We start from the raw sequence: 15,251 nt of genomic DNA, 5'->3' as shown, positions 1-15,251 counted from the left end.
TGAACTGGCCGATTTCCTCCCAGCGGCGCACAGGGGTGCACACGCCAGAGGCCCTCTCCCGCCTCGGGAAAGGGCCTCTGAATGTTGCGTTGTGGAGACTAGGGGGCTCGAACCCCTGACCCCTGCCTTGCAAAGGCAGTGCTCTACCAGCTGAGCTAAGTCCCCGTGTTCAGTTAGTCGCTCCTGCAGCCAGGGGCGCCACCGTGTGCCGCCACCCGTCACCCGGGTGGGTGTTCATCAGCGTGGAGCGGGATCTGTCGCCTCGGCCCACAGTGCCTGCTCGGCCTGCCGCGCACGAATACGCTGCTGGACCATCGCTGCACCTAATCCTGCTACGACGAGCGCGAGAACCCGCTTCATGGGCGAACCCCTCCATCTCGACGAATGCAACGAACACTAAGCCGCGAACGACTCACTGCCACCATGTTACCTGCTGCCAGACATCGACCGCCAAACGCCGCCCCGACATGGCGAAGGGGCCGCCTGTAATGGGCGGCCCCTCACAGCTCACGGGTGGGCCTAACAGGACTTGAACCTGTGGCCTCTTCCTTATCAGGGAAGCGCTCTAACCGTCTGAGCTATAGGCCCGTGACCGGCGAAATGTCGGCGCGGAGACCAACGGTACCGCACCAAACGCCGGTGTCCAAAACCGACCCCGAAGCCACTGTCGACCCCACAGGAACAGGGTCGAACCGCTCCTGCGAGCCCAGCCTCAGACGTCAGTCATCGTTGACTGCACACCGCCGACCAGCGCTGCACAAATGTTGTAGATGACCGCAGTCAGCGTTGCCATGGCCGTCATCAGGATGGTGTTGGCCACCCCGAGCACGATCGCCAACGAGATGACCCGCATGAAGCTCAACAACTCCAAGACGTTGATGCTTCGTTCGGCGTTCGTGGAAGCGGCCAACTCGTTCAAGGTGTCGTTCAGCGTAGAGAAGACACCCATGCCCTGCAGCATCATCCACAGCGCCGCGACGACCACGACAGCCGCGATCCCCATCGAGACCGACAGCAGGAACGAGATCTTCATGACCGAGAACGGGTCGATCCGCGAAAACGTCAGCTTGACCCGGCGCGGTTCGTCACCGCGCGGAGCCGAGGGACTCACCCGCGGCGTCACCGCCGTGGGTACTCCCGACCCTGGCCGAGGCCGAGGGGCAGGGGTTGCGCCACCCGACTTCGTCGGTGCCCCCGAGGTGGGCCTGCCTCCGGTCGTGCTCACTGCGCACCTCCGTCATCGGGCCGACCCTGCTCGTCGGCGCCCTGTGCGTTGTCATCGTCGTTGTCGCCCAACGCATCCTGAGATTCCTGCACCGACGGTAGCTCACTGGATGGACTCTTCAGCTCATCCTCACTGGGCTCAACGGTTTCTCCGTCCGCATCCGCCAGCGGCTCGATCTCGCCCTCGACGACAGCCTCTGTCGTGGCCGATGACTCGGTATTGCGAGCAACGGCGACGATCGCATCGCCAGCGTCGGGCTTGGCGAACTGCACGCCCATCGTGTTTCGTCCCGTGCGGCGCACCTCATCCACCCGAGACCGGACGACCTTGCCCTTCTCCATGACGACCATGACCTCATCGGTGTCGGCTACCGTGAGCGCACCCACGAGGTCACCCCCGCGCTCAGAGATCGCCGCGACCCGAACCCCGAGGCCCGCGCGGCCCTTAGCCGGGTAGTCCGATGCCGGGGTGCGCTTGGCCAAGCCATTCTCGAAGACGACGAATACGTCCGGATCGCCGCCCTCTGGAATGAGGTTCATCGACAGCAGGTCGTCACCGGCGCGGAACTTCATGCCCGTCACACCGCTGGTGGCCCGACCCATCGGCCGCAGGATCTCGTCCGTGGCGTGGAACCTGGCCGACTGTCCCTTACGCGAGCACAACAGCAGGTCATCGGTGGGCGAGCAGACCCGCGCCCCCACCAGCTCGTCGCCGTCGCGCAGATTGATCGCGATCAGACCGCCGCTACGCGGAGAATCGAAATCGGACAGGCGGGTCTTCTTCACCAAGCCGCCCCGGGTCGCCAACACCAGGTAGGGCTTGACGTCGTAGTTCTGGATTGCCAACACCTGAGCGATGTGCTCATCGGGACCGAATGCCATCAGGTTGGCCACGTGCTGACCGCGTCCGTCGCGGCCGCCCTCAGGCACCTCGTAGGCCTTGGCCCGATACACCCGACCCAGGTTGGTGAAGAACAACAACCAGTGGTGGGTGGTGGTGACGAAGAAGTGCTCGACGATGTCGTCGCCGCGCAGGGCCGCCCCGCGCACGCCCTTCCCGCCGCGGCGCTGGCTGCGGTACTCATCAGCCCGGGTCCGCTTGGCGTAGCCACCCCGGGTGATGGTCAGCACGACCCTCTCGTTGGGGATGAGGTCTTCCATCGAGACGTCACCGTCAAACGGCACGATCTCGGTGCGCCGGTCATCGCCATAACGATCCACGATGTCGTTCAGCTCGGTGGAGACGATGTCCCGCTGGCGCTGCGGCTTAGCCAGGATGTCCTCGTAGTCGAGGATCTTGGCCTCGAGCGCGTCGTGATCGTCGATGATCTTCTGACGTTCCAGCGCAGCGAGCTTGCGCAACTGCATGTCCAGAATCGCCCGCGCCTGCACATCATCAATCGAAAGCAGATCCTTCAACCCCGCCTGAGCTGCCTCGGCCGACGGTGAGCGACGAATCAAGGCGATGACCTCATCAAGGGCGTCCAGCGCCTTGAGTAGGCCGCGCAGGATATGGATCTCTTTCTCCGCCTGGCGTAGCCGGTAGGCGGTGCGCCGTTGGATGACCTCGATCTGGTGGTCGACCCAGTACCGCACGAAAGCGTTGATTGGCAGGGTGCGCGGCACCCCGTCGACCAGGGCGAGCATGTTGGCGCTGAACGAGGTCTGCAGCGCGGTGTGTTTGTAGAGGTTGTTCAACACCACCTTGGCCACTGCATCGCGTTTGAGCACTATGACCAGCCGCTGACCGGTACGCCCGGAGGTCTCGTCGTTGAGGTCGGCGATGCCGGCCAGACGTCCTTCCTTGGCTAGTTCAGCGATCTTCTTGGCCAAGGTGTCGGGGTTGACCTGGTAGGGCAGTTCGGTGATGACCAGGCAGGTTCGCCCGTTGATCTCCTCGATCTCGACCCGCGCCCGCATGACGATGGAACCGCGCCCGGTGCGGTAGGCGTCCTCGATGCCCTTGCGGCCCATGATGAGACCGGCGGTCGGGAAGTCGGGACCCTTGATGATCGACAGGCACGCCTCCAGGCGTTCCTCGCGCGTCGCATCGGGGTGAGACAACACCCACTGGGCCGCTTCGGCGACCTCACGCAGGTTGTGTGGCGGGATCTGGGTGGCCATCCCGACCGCGATCCCGGAACTGCCGTTCACCAGCAGGTTCGGGAAGCGGGATGGAAGTACCGTCGGCTCTTGGTTCTTGCCGTCGTAGTTGTCCTTGAAGTCGACAGTGTCCTCGCGGATGTCGCGCACCATCTCCATGGCCAACGGCATCATCTTGCACTCGGTGTACCGACTAGCGGCGGCTCCGTCATCGCCGGCGTTACCGAAGTTGCCCTGACCGTCCACGAGCGGGTTGCGCATCGCCCACGGCTGTACGAGACGCACGAGAGCGTCATAGATCGCCGAGTCACCGTGCGGGTGATACTGCGCCATCACGTCACCGACGATGCGCGCGCACTTGTTGTAGCCACGGTCGGGGCGGAACCCACCGTCGTACATCGCGTAGACGATGCGCCGGTGTACTGGCTTCAACCCGTCGCGTACATCAGGCAGCGCACGGCTGACGATGACGCTCATCGCGTATTCGATGTAGCTGCGCTGCATCTCCGCGTTGAGGTCGACGGGCTCTACCCTGTCGGTCTCCGGGGGAGTCGTCATGTCGGTCACGCGTGTGTCCTTCTCGTCGTCGTGGGCCTGGCGCATGCCGCGCGCGGCTGCACAGTGTTCAGGCGGCGGCTCATATGTCGAGGAAGCGCGCGTCGCGGGCGTTGCGCTGAATGAAGTTGCGTCGGGATTCCACGTCCTCACCCATCAGCACCGAGAAGACCTCGTCGGAGGCCGCGGCGTCATCGAGGGTCACCTGCAGCAGCACCCGGTGATCGGGGTCCATCGTGGTCTCCCACAACTCCTGAGCATTCATCTCACCCAGACCCTTGTAGCGCTGCACGCCGCTGTCCTTGGGAAGGCGCTTACCTGCAGCGAGTCCCTCAGTGATGCGGTCGTCGCGCTCCCGGTCGGAGAAGACGAACTCGTGCGGGTGGTTGCTCCACTTGATCCGGTACAACGGCGGCTGAGCCAGGTAGACGTAACCGACCTCGATGAGCGGGCGCATGAACCGGAACAACAACGTCAGCAGCAGGGTACGAATGTGCATGCCGTCGACGTCGGCGTCGGCCATCAGGATAATTTTGTGATACCTGGCCTTGCTCAGGTCGAAGTCCTCGCCCACCCCGGTGCCGAAACCCGAGACCAGGTTCTGCACCGTCTCGCTGGAGAGCACCTTGTCGATGCGGGCCTTCTCAACGTTGAGGATCTTGCCTCGGATCGGCAGGATCGCCTGGTTGAACGGGTTACGGCCGTCCTTGGCCGAGCCACCGGCGGAGTCACCCTCGACGATGTAGATCTCGGAGACCACCGGGTCCTTGCTCTGGCAGTCACGAAGCTTGCCGGGTAGCCCCCCGGACTCCATGAGGCCCTTGCGACGAGTGGCTTCGCGTGCCTTGCGGGCAGCCATCCGCGCCGCGCTGGCGTTGATCGCCTTGCGGACGATCTCCTTGCCTTCGCTGGGGTGGCGCTCCAACCAGTCCCCGAGCTGATCGTTGACGGCCCCTTGGACGAAACCCTTGACCTCGGAGTTACCCAGCTTCGTCTTGGTCTGACCCTCGAACTGGGGATCGCCGAGCTTGACCGAGATGACTGCCGTCAGGCCCTCACGGACGTCGTCACCGGTGAGGTTGTCGTCCTTGTCCTTCAGCAGGTTCTGGGCACGCGCGAACCGGTTGATGAGGTTGGTCAACGCCGCGCGGAAACCCTCTTCGTGGGTTCCCCCTTCATGGGTGTTGATCGTGTTCGCGTAGGTGTGGACCGATTCGGAATACCCGTTCGTCCACTGCATCGCTACTTCGAGGGAGAGGGCACGCTCGGTGTCTTCCAGTTCGAAGTCGATTATCTCCTCGTGCACCTTCTCGGTGCGTTTGCTCGCGTTCAGGTGGGTGACGTAGTCGACGAGGCCATCCTCGTAGCGGTAGGTGACGCTGCGTCCCTTGGCCTGGCCCTTGCCGTCGGTGACGACCTCACCGGCCCGCGCCTCTTCGGCCGCGGTGGCCTCCGCATCGGCGGGAGCGGCTTGGACGGCGCCCCCTTCCTCGTCCTCCAGCTCACCCTCAGCCAACACGACGGCTTGCTCGCGCTCGTCGGTCAGCGCGATCGTCAGGCCCTTGTTGAGGAAGGCCATCTGCTGGAAACGGGCCCGGATGGTGTCGAAGTCGAAATCGACTGCGTCGAAGATGTCCCGGCTGGGCCAGAAGGTGATGGTGGTCCCGGTCTCCGAGGACTCCTCCATCTTCTCCAGCGGAGCGATCGGTACCCCGTTGCTGAACGCCATCCGGAAGACGTGGCCCTTCTGGCGAACCTCCGCTTCCAGCCGCGTCGACAGCGCGTTGACCACGGAGGATCCCACACCGTGCAGACCACCGGAGACCTTGTAACCGCCGCCGCCGAACTTGCCGCCGGCGTGCAACTGGGTCAGGACCAGCTCCACCGCCGAGACACCCTCGGTGGCATGCATGTCGGTGGGGATACCGCGGCCGTTGTCGCGCACCCGAACCCCGCCGTCGGCCAACAACGTGACGTCTACCCGGTCGGCGTAACCAGCCAGCGCCTCATCGACGGAGTTATCGACGATCTCCCACACGAGGTGGTGCAAACCGCGTTCACCGGTGGACCCGATGTACATACCGGGTCGTTTCCGCACAGCCTCGAGCCCTTCAAGGACCGTGATCGCTGTGGCGTCGTACACCGGATCATCTGCCTCCCCTGTCTTCATCGACCGGGCGCTCGGGTCGCCGGGGCCGTTGGGGTGATCCTCTGGCGTCGTCGACACGCTTCTCCTTCGTCTGTACTCCGCAACGACGCGAGCACAGGGGGCATCCGAGGGACACCACCGACGTCACGTCGAATGACGCCTCAGTCTACGCCCCGCTCACCGCAGAACCTGGCTGCCTGGGCCCTGTGCCGCCATCGTGACCACCGATCAGACCTGCGGACGACTCCCGGTACGTCGACCAACCCCCAATGGCCCTGAGAGCCGTAGCCGCGGTTCCGCTTCGTGGAGTTCCCGTCGACACTGTTTCGGGGTGACCGGCGAGCTCGTACGCAGCCTCGGCGCAGGCCCGCTGATCGGCCCGGAATCCGGCCTCAGCCGTAGGTATCGCGCGGCCCCGGACCGGTGCTGCGCCGAGGACCGCGACTCCACGACGGGGCAGCCGGGCCGACCACCCGCAGTTCAGTCACAACCCCCTGGCCTGCTTCTTCACCCAGGCGTTGCAGCAGGTTGGGGGCCATCAGGCGCAACTGGGTAGCCCAGGCCGTGGAATCGGCGCGGACGATGAGAACCCCATCCTCAAAGGTCACCGGCGTGCAGTGGCGTGCCACATCCAACCCCACGATGGCCGGCCAGCGACCCATCACGGCCCCGGCCGCCACATCGACCTTCCATCCCCGATCCAGCAGCAGCCGATCCATACCGTCCCCCAACAGCAGCGGATCACGCCCGTCGGCATTGCTACCGCTGAAGACCGCCTCGGTACGACGGCGCCGTCTCGGCACCGGCCGGGAGCCGGGCCGCAGACCCTTGGCACGGGCAGCTTCGCGGGCCCGTGCCAACGCGGCCGCTGCAGCCCGATCGCTTTCGTCCCCATCGGGCGCGCTGATTGTGGGGACCACCGGCAGCTCAACACCGGGCTCGACCGGTACGGCATCCACAACCGGTTCGTGCTGCCCCGGCACGGGCTGCCCGCCCCGGCCTGCGTGCCCCGACGGACCCGAGCCGCCCGGACGCTTCTGTGCCATGCCTTCAGTCTCCCGGCCGGGCAGGTGGCGGCGCGACCTGGCTGACGCCGTTGTTGGCCACATCCTGCGCGGCGGGCTGCCGGGAGGATGCCTCGGCATCGTCTGCGACAGCTTCGGCAGGCTCCGCAGAGTCGAGCGGGCCAGGTTCCGCAGCCTCTGGCTCGACGAACTCAGTCTCGGCACCCGCACGCCCGGAACCCTCGAAGCCGGCCGCGGCGGCCGGCTGGCCATCTCCTGCGCCCTGGTCCGGTTCAGCCGGTCCTACGGCCTTGTCCATTTGCACTGGGGATCCCACCTGACTGCCTGCCGGGCGGGGTTGCTCGCCAGCCTCTGCCAGGGATGCTTCGTCGTCGGCCGGGTCAACCTCACCTTGACGCACCGCAAACCGGGCACCGTGCAACGCCAGCGGGATGTCCTGCGGCACGGCAGCTGTGATGATGACCTGTTCGCCGTCCAGCAGCAGCCCGGCCAGGCGCTCGCGGCGCCCCACGTCCAGCTCGGCGAACACATCATCCAGGATCAAGACGGGATCATCACCCAGGTCGTGGCGCAGCAGGTGATAGGCCCCCAACTTGAGGGCCAACGCGAACGACCACGATTCACCGTGCGAGGCATACCCCTTGGCCGGCAGGTCGCCCAGCAGGAGCACCAGATCATCGCGGTGCGGGCCTACCAGGCTGACACCTCGCTCAAGTTCTGCGCGGCGCCGGTTGCCCATCGCTTGCAGGATCAGTTCGCGCAACTCCTCCATGGAGGGCACCTCACCAGCAGCGATACTCTCCGCGGCATCCTCATCCAGTGAGGAACGGTAGGAGGCCAGCGCCTCGTTCGCGGTCGCGCTGACGGCCTGGTAGTTCTGCCTCAGTAGCGGTCGCAGGTCCCGCAGGAGTCGCAACCGGGCATACAACAGCTGGGCGCCGACCGTGGCCAGGTGGTCATCCCAGACCTCCAGCGTCGCCGGAGCCGACTGCGGATCTACCCGCACCGGGGCGGAGCGACGCGACTTCAGTGGCGAAGCGCTCTTGAGCAACGCGTTCCGCTGCCGAAGGATCTTGTCGTAATCCGAGCGAACCCCGGCCCAACGAGGCTGGCGAGAGACCAGCAGATCGTCCAGGAAACGTCGCCGATCAGTGGGATCCCCCTTGACCAGCGCCAAGTCCTCCGGGGCGAACAGCACCGTGCGCAGCGCCCCCAGCACCTCCCGAGGCCGGGTGAACGCGCCTCGGTTGAGCCGAGCCCTGTTCGCCCGCCCCGGGTTGACCTCGATCTCGATGAGGGTCTCGCGGTCATCGCGAACGACTAGACCCCGCACGACAGCGTGCTCGGCCCCGAAGCGGACCAGTGGGCCGTCTTGAGAGACCCGATGCGAACTGTGGGAGGCCAGGTAGCCGACCGCTTCCACGAGGTTGGTCTTACCGACCCCGTTCAAGCCCACCAGCGTGCTCACCCCCGGGGAGAAGGACACTTCCGCAGTCCGGTAACTGCGGAAGTCTCCCAAGCTCAGGTGACGCAGGTACACCTAGCCGGGGAACCGCACTGGCATGAGCACGTAGCGGTAGGAGGAGTCCGGCTCTCCGTCCGCTTCGGCCTGGCCCGACAACACGGCCGGTCGGCTGCTCTGAGTGAAGGAAAGCCGCGTGTAGCTGGTACCGACCGCGTGCAGACCGTCAAGCAGGTAGTGCGGGTTGAAGGCGATCTCGATCTCCGGACCGGTCAGGGTCGCCTCCACGGCCTCACTGGCCTGGGCATCATCGCCGGCGCCGGCATCGATACCGACCTGACCGTCGATGAACCGCAACCGGACCGGGGTGTTGCGTTCGGCCACCAGTGAGACGCGCTTGACGGCCTCGACCAGGGAGCCGGTCTCCACCACAGCGGTGGTGTCCACCGAGGAGGGGAAGATCGAGGACACCTTGGGGTACTCACCATCGAGCAGCCGAGTCGTCGTCCGGCGCTGACCGGCTTCAAAACCGACCAGACCGTCGCCGCCTGCGGCGTAACCCAGAGCCAAGTCCACCGATGCTGCGGCGCCCAACGACTTCGCGGTGTCGGACAAGGTGCGGGCCGGCACCAGCACCACAGTCGAAATGTCGGTGTTGGCCGGGTTCCAGGTCACCTCCCGCATTGCCAGGCGGTAGCGGTCGGTCGCGAGCAGAGTGATCTTGTCGCCCTCGACCTCCATCCGCACGCCGGTCAGGATCGGCAGGGTGTCGCTGCGGTCGGCAGCGATGCTGACCTGCGCCACGGCCTGGGTGAAGACATCGCCGGGGATGGTGCCGCTGGGTTCGGGTGAGGTGGGCAGCGTCGGGTACTCATCGCTGGGCATCTGCAGCAGGCTGAACCGGCTGGAGCCGCACGTGAGCTGAACCTTGTTGCCCTCGGTGACGACATCGATAGGGCGGTTCGGCAGGTTGCGGGAGATGTCGGCGAGCAACCGGCCCAGCACGAGCACCTGGCCGCCATCGCTGACATCGGCGGCAACCGTGACCCGCGCGGAGACCTCGTAGTCGAAGGCTGACAGCGTGATCGTGCCTGAGGGGTCGGCGTCGATGAGCACGCCTGCGAGCACGGGAACTGGAGGCCGCGCAGGAAGCCCCTTGGCTGCCCACGTCACCGCCTCGGCCAGAACGTCTCGATCGACACGGAACTTCACGGTCACCCGCCCCTTCTCCAACTCGACGGTCTGTGACCGTTCGCTCCATCGTCCCAGGGGACGTGCGCAGTAGCGCGGTCTCCGACTGTAGTCCCCGGGCGAGCGCCAACCAATCCGCCACTACGGAGGCGCCGTGACAATTCAGCGGCAAATCCTCAGGTACTGCCTAAAGCTGCCGATAGAGCGCTGCCCGTAGTTGTGGGTGGCACCTGCTCGTCCCCACCTGTTCATCCACAACGTACGTGGGGTGGGATATCTAGATGGATAGGTCTCATCGTTGTCATAGGGCCTGTGGATCCTGTGCACTCACGACAAACATGCTGGTCACACCGCCTTTTGCGTTGTGGACAACTCGTGGACGTTTTGGTGGACGCAGGACGGGGGCTTGTGGACGGACGATCGTCGTAAACAGGCTCCCCGGCTTCTCCACCTGTTGTCCACAGCTGCGGCCGTGGCATCGCCGCAGGACACTGCGTGCTGTGCACAGGGGGTGTGGACGGACGTCTGAATGGTAGTTATCCACAGGCTTTTCCCCACCTGTGGAGGCATCGTTGCACGTCAGTGACCTGATCCTCATCGAGCGACCTGGACGGACGTCGGTTTTCCCCAGGTGTGGATAGTTGTGTGGACAGGTGTCTTGAACACCCTTGCAACTCGGGTGAATTGGACATCTCCCCTTGTCAGAGACCTGCCTGCTGGGCATCCGAAGGCGAGATCAGGCCCAACACCGGCCCGTCAAGCCCCACCGCAGGCCAGAGAAAGGCCTTGCCCGTAGGGCAGCCGGTGAAGCTGAACATTGCGGAAACACGGCCCGCGGTATCGGCAATGTAGGACCGATTAAGCGCCCTCGGTGCAGCTTCTCAGCTCTCCTGAGTCGCCGAAAGAGAACTTTTCCCCAGCGTTGACCCCGGTATGTGGATTACGAGGACTGGGAGCGGATACGGGTGGTGAGTTCCGTGACCTGGTTGTACACCGATCGCCGCTCCGCCATGAGCTGGCGGATCTTGCGGTCAGCGTGCATCACCGTAGTGTGATCGCGTCCGCCGAATTGTTGGCCGATCTTCGGCAAGGACAACTCGGTCAGTTCCCGGCATAGATACATAGCGATCTGCCTGGCGGTCACCAGCACCCGCGAGCGCGAGGACCCGCACAAGTCGTCAAGGGACAACCCGAAGTAGGCGGCTGTCTGACCCATGATCATCGACGCCGTGATTTGGCTGCCGGCCGCGTCGGGGATGAGGTCCTTCAGAACGATCTCGGCCAAGCTCAGCTCAGCCGGCTGGCGGTTCAAGCTCGCGAACGCCGTCACCCGGATCAGGGCCCCTTCAAGCTCACGGATGTTGGTCGAGATGCGGCTGGCAATGAACTCCAACACCTCATCGGGTAGCGACAGCTTCTCTTGCACAGCCTTCTTGCGCAGGATCGCGATGCGCGTCTCAAGGTCGGGAGGCTGCACATCCGTGAGCAGGCCCCACTCGAACCGGCTGCGCATACGCTCTTCAAAACCGGACAACTGCTTGGGCGGCACATCGGAGGTGATGACCACCTGCTTGTTCGCGTTGTGCAAGGTGTTGAAGGTGTGAAAGAACTCTTCCTGCGTCTGCATCTTTCCCTGCAGGAATTGGATGTCGTCGATGAGCAGAACATCGACCTCGCGATAGCGGCGCTGGAAGCTGGCGGCCTTGTCGTCGCGGATGCTGTTGATGAAGTCGTTCGTGAACTCTTCGGAGTTGACGTACTTCACCTGCACATGCGGGTAGAGGTTGCGCGCATAGTGGCCGATTGCGTGCAGCAGATGCGTCTTGCCCAACCCCGAATCGCCATAGACGAACAACGGGTTGTAGGCCTTGGCCGGCGCCTCCGCCACGGCGACGGCGGCGGCATGAGCGAACCGGTTGCTGGAACCGATGACGAAAGTCTCGAAGGTGTACTTCGGGTTCAACCGTGCAGGAGTGTCATTACGTCGGGTGCTGGCTGGAGCAGGCGAACGGGTATAGGCGACATCCTCAGGCTCGGAGGAGTGCGCCATCGCAGGCTCAGAATCGGGGGAGGTATCCGGATAGCCCTCCAACACGGGCTGCTCAGCGGCGGTGAACCGCTCCCGCAAGGACGGATCGACCGTCACCGCAAGGCGAACCTCGTGACCGACCCGTTCGGCCAGCACCGCAGTGAGCGCATCGCGTACCCGCGTCTCGACGATCTCTTTGGTGAAGTCGTCCGGTACGGCGATGAGGGCGGTGGTCTCCAACACCCCGACCAGGGTGGCCTGACGCAGGAACGCACGTTGCGGGGCAGGAATCCCGGCGCGATCGAGCGCTCGAAGAGCCGCCGACCATATTTGGACCGACTCATCCTCTCCATCGGCGGGAGGAGTCGGGCGGTCTGCGGAGAGGCCAGGCATAGGCAAACCATACGCATGCGCCGGGGCCCATGAAGACCTGTCGCCGACAGTTGTCCACAGGGATGCGCACAGGTTGTGGATGAATTGGCAAAGGAGACATTAGGTCCGCGACCCGACTCCGGATCGAGGGCCTGTTCAGTCTTCGGCCTGTGTCCCATCCCGACTGGGGACGACGGCACCGACGCTAACGCCCGCGGCCCACCGACGGCAAGCCGAACGACGTAATCCATACCAAGGCAAGGCAATTCACACGGAAGTAGGCGCTGGTCGACCGGCTCCCAGGGTGACTGTGCGCAGACGGGCCGAGACGGTTCGAGGTCGTCTTGAGTACATACCGGCCTCGGCAGCGGCCCAAAACATTGCGCGCAGTTTGACCCATCGGGCAGCGCCCTCGTACCGTTGACCCTTGGCCGCCCTCACGGCCGTTTTCGCGTGTCCGTCATCGTAGGAAGTGAAGAGCCAATTCTTCGCCTCTACGAGGCGGGTCGGCGATCACGGCTGTGGATCGCCATCGTCATCTTGAACGGACCACCCAGCACGTAGCGCCGCCGCGAGGCGGCGCGGTAACGGAGATCATCGTGAGCAAGCGGACCTTCCAGCCCAACAACCGTCGTCGTGCCAAGACCCACGGCTTCCGGCTGCGCATGTCCACGCGCGCCGGCCGCAGCATTATGAGCTCCCGTCGCCTCAAGGGCCGCGCCAAGCTCTCGGCCTGAGCGGGTGCTGCCGTCAGTTCACCGACTGCGTGACCATCGCGATTTCGCGGCTGCGTCACGGGGTCGGCGAGCGGGCAGCCCCCTCCTGGTCGTACATGCCCACCCGTGTGCTGCTGGAACGGTAGCGCGGGTGGGTTTCGTCGTGTCTCGCAAAGTCGGTAACTCCGTCGTGCGTAACCGGGTCAAACGACGTCTGCGGGCCCTCATGGCAGCTCACCTCGAAGAACTACCCGCTGGGTATGACATCGTGGTGCGAGCTAATCCAGCTGCGGCTCAAGCCGATTACCTCACCCTCGGGTCGAGCCTGGCCAAGTTGTTGCCGCGTGTCCTGCAGCGGCCTCAGCATTTCGAGGTCGGGCCATGAGCGGGCAGTTGCCCGAGGTTGGCAACCCCGACCACGTGCAGCCGAATCGCCCCGGGCAACTCGCCCGGTGGGCAGCAGCGCCGATCGTGTGGTTCATTCGTTTCTACCAGGTAGCTATCTCGCCGTTGACCCCGCCGAGCTGTCGCTTCTATCCGAGCTGCTCGGCCTACGGGCTAGAGGCGGTGCGGCGTTTCGGACCTGTGCGAGGTAGCTGGTTGGCAGCCTGCCGACTCGGGCGATGCCATCCGTGGAACCCTGGGGGCGTCGACCACGTTCCCCAGCGCGGGCCGCAAGGTCGACCTGTGCGCCACAATGAGGCGGGCGCTTCCGCCTGAAAGAACCGGCGGTGCTCGCACGACAGCGATCACCGCGCCGCCACCGCAGCGCGGTGAACCGCCAGACGAGAAGGAAGACATGGAACGAGGCTTGTGGGGAACACTGCTGTGGCCGATCGAGTGGGCCGTGGAGTGGGTGCTCGTGGCCTTCCACAGCGGGTTCACGGCCCTTGGCCTTCCCGCCGCGTCCGGTTGGACGTGGGCTCTGGCGATCGCCGGGCTCGTTGTCGTGGTGCGAATCATCCTGATCCCGCTATTCGTCAAGCAGATCCAAAGCTCGCGGCGGATGCAGCTCATCCAGCCCGAACTGCAGAAGATCCAAAAGAAGTACAAGGGCCGCAAGGATCCGGAATCGCAGCAGGCGATGACCCAGGAGACGATGCAGCTCTACAAGCGGACGGGCACCAACCCGTTCAGTTCGTGCCTGCCGATCCTCATGCAGATGCCGATCTTCTTCGGGTTGTTCTACGTGCTCAACAACCTGGGCAGGGTGGCCAGCGGCGAGGTGCAAAGCGCAGGCCCGCTGGGGCCTGACCTGGCAGCCCAGGCTGAGAGCTCCGACATCTTCGGGGCAGTGCTGTCCTCGACGTTCATGTACTCCGACAGTGTCTCGGCCAAGATCGTCACCGTCGTGCTCATCGCCTTGATGTCTGCCTCGACGTTCATCACCCAGCACCAGTTGATGCGCAAGAACATGCCTGCCAGCGCGCTGGACAACCCATTCGCGCAGCAGCAGAAGATCATGTTGTACCTGTTCCCGGTGATCTTTGCGGTCTCGGGCGTGAACTTCCCCATCGGCGTGCTCATCTACTGGTTCACCACGAACGTGTGGACCATGGGCCAGCAGTTCTACGTGATCAACCGGATGCCTGCGCCTGGTTCCCCGGCCGAACAGGCCCTGGAGGCTCGCCGCGCCCGCCGTGGCAAAGCCCACAAGAAGTTCACCGTCCCAGGCCTGCACCACAACGAGGACGACGACGCCGCTGGCGACGAGGGCACCGGGAGCACCGCCGCGCCGCGCGACGGCAGCGCCGTGCAGCAACGTCCTGTCAGCGGGCAGCGCCCCCAGCCGAAGCGCCGCAAGAAGCGCAGGTAGGCGATTCTGACGTGCGGGTCCACCAGGCCCGCTTGCATCGAGGAGAGACATGAGCGACAACACGCAGGTCGAGGTGTCGGCCGCGCCCGACGAGATCGACGCAGAAGCAGCACCTGTGGCACCCAGCCGCAAAGACCGCGCCGCAGCCTTGGAGCGCGAGGGCGAGGTCGCTGCCGACTTCCTCGAACGTCTTCTGGACATCGCTGACCTGGACGGCGACCTGGACGTGGACATCGATGGCGATCGGGCCATCGTGGCCATCGTGGACTCCGAGGAGGGTCGGGTTCCCCGTCGGCTCGTCGGCCCCGAGGGCCGCGTGCTGGAGGCACTGCAGGAGCTGAGTCGGATGGCGGTGCAGGCGGAGACCGGCGAACGCAGCCGGTTGATGCTGGACGTCGCAGGTTACCGCGCACAGCGCCGCCAAGCCGTCATCGAGGTCGCTCGGGTAGCCATCGAGAAGGTTAAGCAGACCCAGCAGCCCGAGCCACTGGAACCGATGACCGCTTTCGAACGCAAGGTTGCCCACGACGAGGTGCTGCGAGCCGGGCTCACGTCGGAGTCCGAAGGAGTGGACCCGCGCCGCCACGTCGTCGTTCTGCCCGTGTGACG

Annotated in this window: 13 protein-coding genes and 2 tRNA genes; 5 read left to right on the top strand and 10 right to left on the bottom strand. The window is 64.9% G+C overall.

All coding sequences use genetic code 11. The features are described 5' to 3' along the window. Nucleotides 1-92: 92 nt before the first annotated feature. From G9V96_RS09740 to dnaA, 10 genes are all read right to left on the bottom strand, one after another. A tRNA-Ala gene (locus G9V96_RS09740) sits at nt 93-165 on the bottom strand. A 72-nt stretch (nt 166-237) separates the two neighbouring features. Then, nucleotides 238-360, bottom strand: coding sequence for a DLW-39 family protein (locus G9V96_RS15325; RefSeq protein ID WP_210424375.1), 123 nt, complete (start codon nt 358-360; stop codon nt 238-240). 154 nt (nt 361-514) lie between these two features. Next, nucleotides 515-588, bottom strand: a tRNA-Ile gene (locus G9V96_RS09735). A 124-nt stretch (nt 589-712) separates the two neighbouring features. Beyond that, nucleotides 713-1,111 (bottom strand): DUF3566 domain-containing protein, encoded by a 399-nt coding sequence (locus tag G9V96_RS09730; RefSeq protein ID WP_168582853.1) that lies wholly within the window; start codon nt 1,109-1,111, stop codon nt 713-715. A gap of 110 nt (nt 1,112-1,221) precedes the next feature. Further along, nucleotides 1,222-3,885 carry a DNA gyrase subunit A gene (gyrA, locus tag G9V96_RS09725; RefSeq protein WP_226913658.1) on the bottom strand — a complete coding sequence of 888 codons (2,664 nt, stop codon included), beginning with the start codon at nt 3,883-3,885 and terminating at the stop codon, nt 1,222-1,224. A gap of 79 nt (nt 3,886-3,964) precedes the next feature. After that, nucleotides 3,965-6,052 (bottom strand): DNA topoisomerase (ATP-hydrolyzing) subunit B, encoded by a 2,088-nt coding sequence (gyrB, locus tag G9V96_RS09720; protein ID WP_168583959.1) that lies wholly within the window; start codon nt 6,050-6,052, stop codon nt 3,965-3,967. A 371-nt stretch (nt 6,053-6,423) separates the two neighbouring features. Beyond that, nucleotides 6,424-7,077 carry a DUF721 domain-containing protein gene (locus G9V96_RS09715; protein WP_168582851.1) on the bottom strand — a complete coding sequence of 218 codons (654 nt, stop codon included), beginning with the start codon at nt 7,075-7,077 and terminating at the stop codon, nt 6,424-6,426. A gap of 4 nt (nt 7,078-7,081) precedes the next feature. Further along, nucleotides 7,082-8,596 carry a DNA replication/repair protein RecF gene (recF, locus tag G9V96_RS09710; RefSeq protein WP_168582850.1) on the bottom strand — a complete coding sequence of 505 codons (1,515 nt, stop codon included), beginning with the start codon at nt 8,594-8,596 and terminating at the stop codon, nt 7,082-7,084. Continuing rightward, nucleotides 8,597-9,730, bottom strand: coding sequence for a DNA polymerase III subunit beta (gene dnaN, locus G9V96_RS09705; RefSeq protein WP_168583958.1), 1,134 nt, complete (start codon nt 9,728-9,730; stop codon nt 8,597-8,599). A gap of 919 nt (nt 9,731-10,649) precedes the next feature. Further along, the gene (dnaA, locus tag G9V96_RS09700; RefSeq protein WP_168582849.1) at nt 10,650-12,131 is read right to left on the bottom strand and encodes a chromosomal replication initiator protein DnaA; all 1,482 of its coding nucleotides are present in this window, start codon (nt 12,129-12,131) and stop codon (nt 10,650-10,652) included. A 578-nt stretch (nt 12,132-12,709) separates the two neighbouring features. On the opposite strand from dnaA, the gene rpmH reads away from it, so the two are divergent. The 5 genes from rpmH (at nt 12,710) to G9V96_RS09675 (ending at nt 15,249) form a co-directional block, all read left to right on the top strand. Continuing rightward, nucleotides 12,710-12,847, top strand: coding sequence for a 50S ribosomal protein L34 (gene rpmH, locus G9V96_RS09695; protein ID WP_168582848.1), 138 nt, complete (start codon nt 12,710-12,712; stop codon nt 12,845-12,847). Between the two features lie 4 nt (nt 12,848-12,851). Beyond that, nucleotides 12,852-13,211, top strand: a complete 360-nt coding sequence (gene rnpA, locus G9V96_RS09690; protein WP_168582847.1) for a ribonuclease P protein component — start codon at nt 12,852-12,854, stop codon at nt 13,209-13,211. Next, complete coding sequence (gene yidD / locus G9V96_RS09685; RefSeq protein WP_168582846.1) at nt 13,208-13,546, top strand: membrane protein insertion efficiency factor YidD; 339 nt, start codon at nt 13,208-13,210, stop codon at nt 13,544-13,546. The genes rnpA and yidD overlap by 4 nt, the downstream gene beginning before the upstream one ends. Nucleotides 13,547-13,625: 79 nt before the next feature. After that, nucleotides 13,626-14,642 (top strand): membrane protein insertase YidC, encoded by a 1,017-nt coding sequence (gene yidC, locus G9V96_RS09680; protein WP_168582845.1) that lies wholly within the window; start codon nt 13,626-13,628, stop codon nt 14,640-14,642. A gap of 49 nt (nt 14,643-14,691) precedes the next feature. After that, nucleotides 14,692-15,249 carry a Jag family protein gene (locus G9V96_RS09675; protein WP_168582844.1) on the top strand — a complete coding sequence of 186 codons (558 nt, stop codon included), beginning with the start codon at nt 14,692-14,694 and terminating at the stop codon, nt 15,247-15,249. The last annotated feature ends 2 nt before the right edge of the window (nt 15,250-15,251 follow it).

Source organism: Gephyromycinifex aptenodytis (genome assembly GCF_012277275.1).
Classification (GTDB): domain Bacteria; phylum Actinomycetota; class Actinomycetes; order Actinomycetales; family Dermatophilaceae; genus Gephyromycinifex; species Gephyromycinifex aptenodytis.
The sequence above is the reverse complement of the archived record's forward strand: the minus strand, read 5'-3'. Positions and strand labels throughout refer to the sequence as shown.

What these genes read in the sequence shown, in the direction of transcription:
- yidC (WP_168582845.1), top strand. Translation starts at nt 13,626, where the DNA reads ATGGAACGAGGCTTGTGGGGAACACTGCTGTGGCCGATCGAGTGGGCC.
- yidD (WP_168582846.1), top strand. Translation starts at nt 13,208, where the DNA reads ATGAGCGGGCAGTTGCCCGAGGTTGGCAACCCCGACCACGTGCAGCCG.
- gyrA (WP_226913658.1), bottom strand. Translation starts at nt 3,885, where the DNA reads ATGACGACTCCCCCGGAGACCGACAGGGTAGAGCCCGTCGACCTCAAC.
- G9V96_RS09715 (WP_168582851.1), bottom strand. Translation starts at nt 7,077, where the DNA reads ATGGCACAGAAGCGTCCGGGCGGCTCGGGTCCGTCGGGGCACGCAGGC.
- dnaA (WP_168582849.1), bottom strand. Translation starts at nt 12,131, where the DNA reads ATGCCTGGCCTCTCCGCAGACCGCCCGACTCCTCCCGCCGATGGAGAG.
- G9V96_RS15325 (WP_210424375.1), bottom strand. Translation starts at nt 360, where the DNA reads ATGAAGCGGGTTCTCGCGCTCGTCGTAGCAGGATTAGGTGCAGCGATG.
- gyrB (WP_168583959.1), bottom strand. Translation starts at nt 6,052, where the DNA reads ATGAAGACAGGGGAGGCAGATGATCCGGTGTACGACGCCACAGCGATC.
- G9V96_RS09675 (WP_168582844.1), top strand. Translation starts at nt 14,692, where the DNA reads ATGAGCGACAACACGCAGGTCGAGGTGTCGGCCGCGCCCGACGAGATC.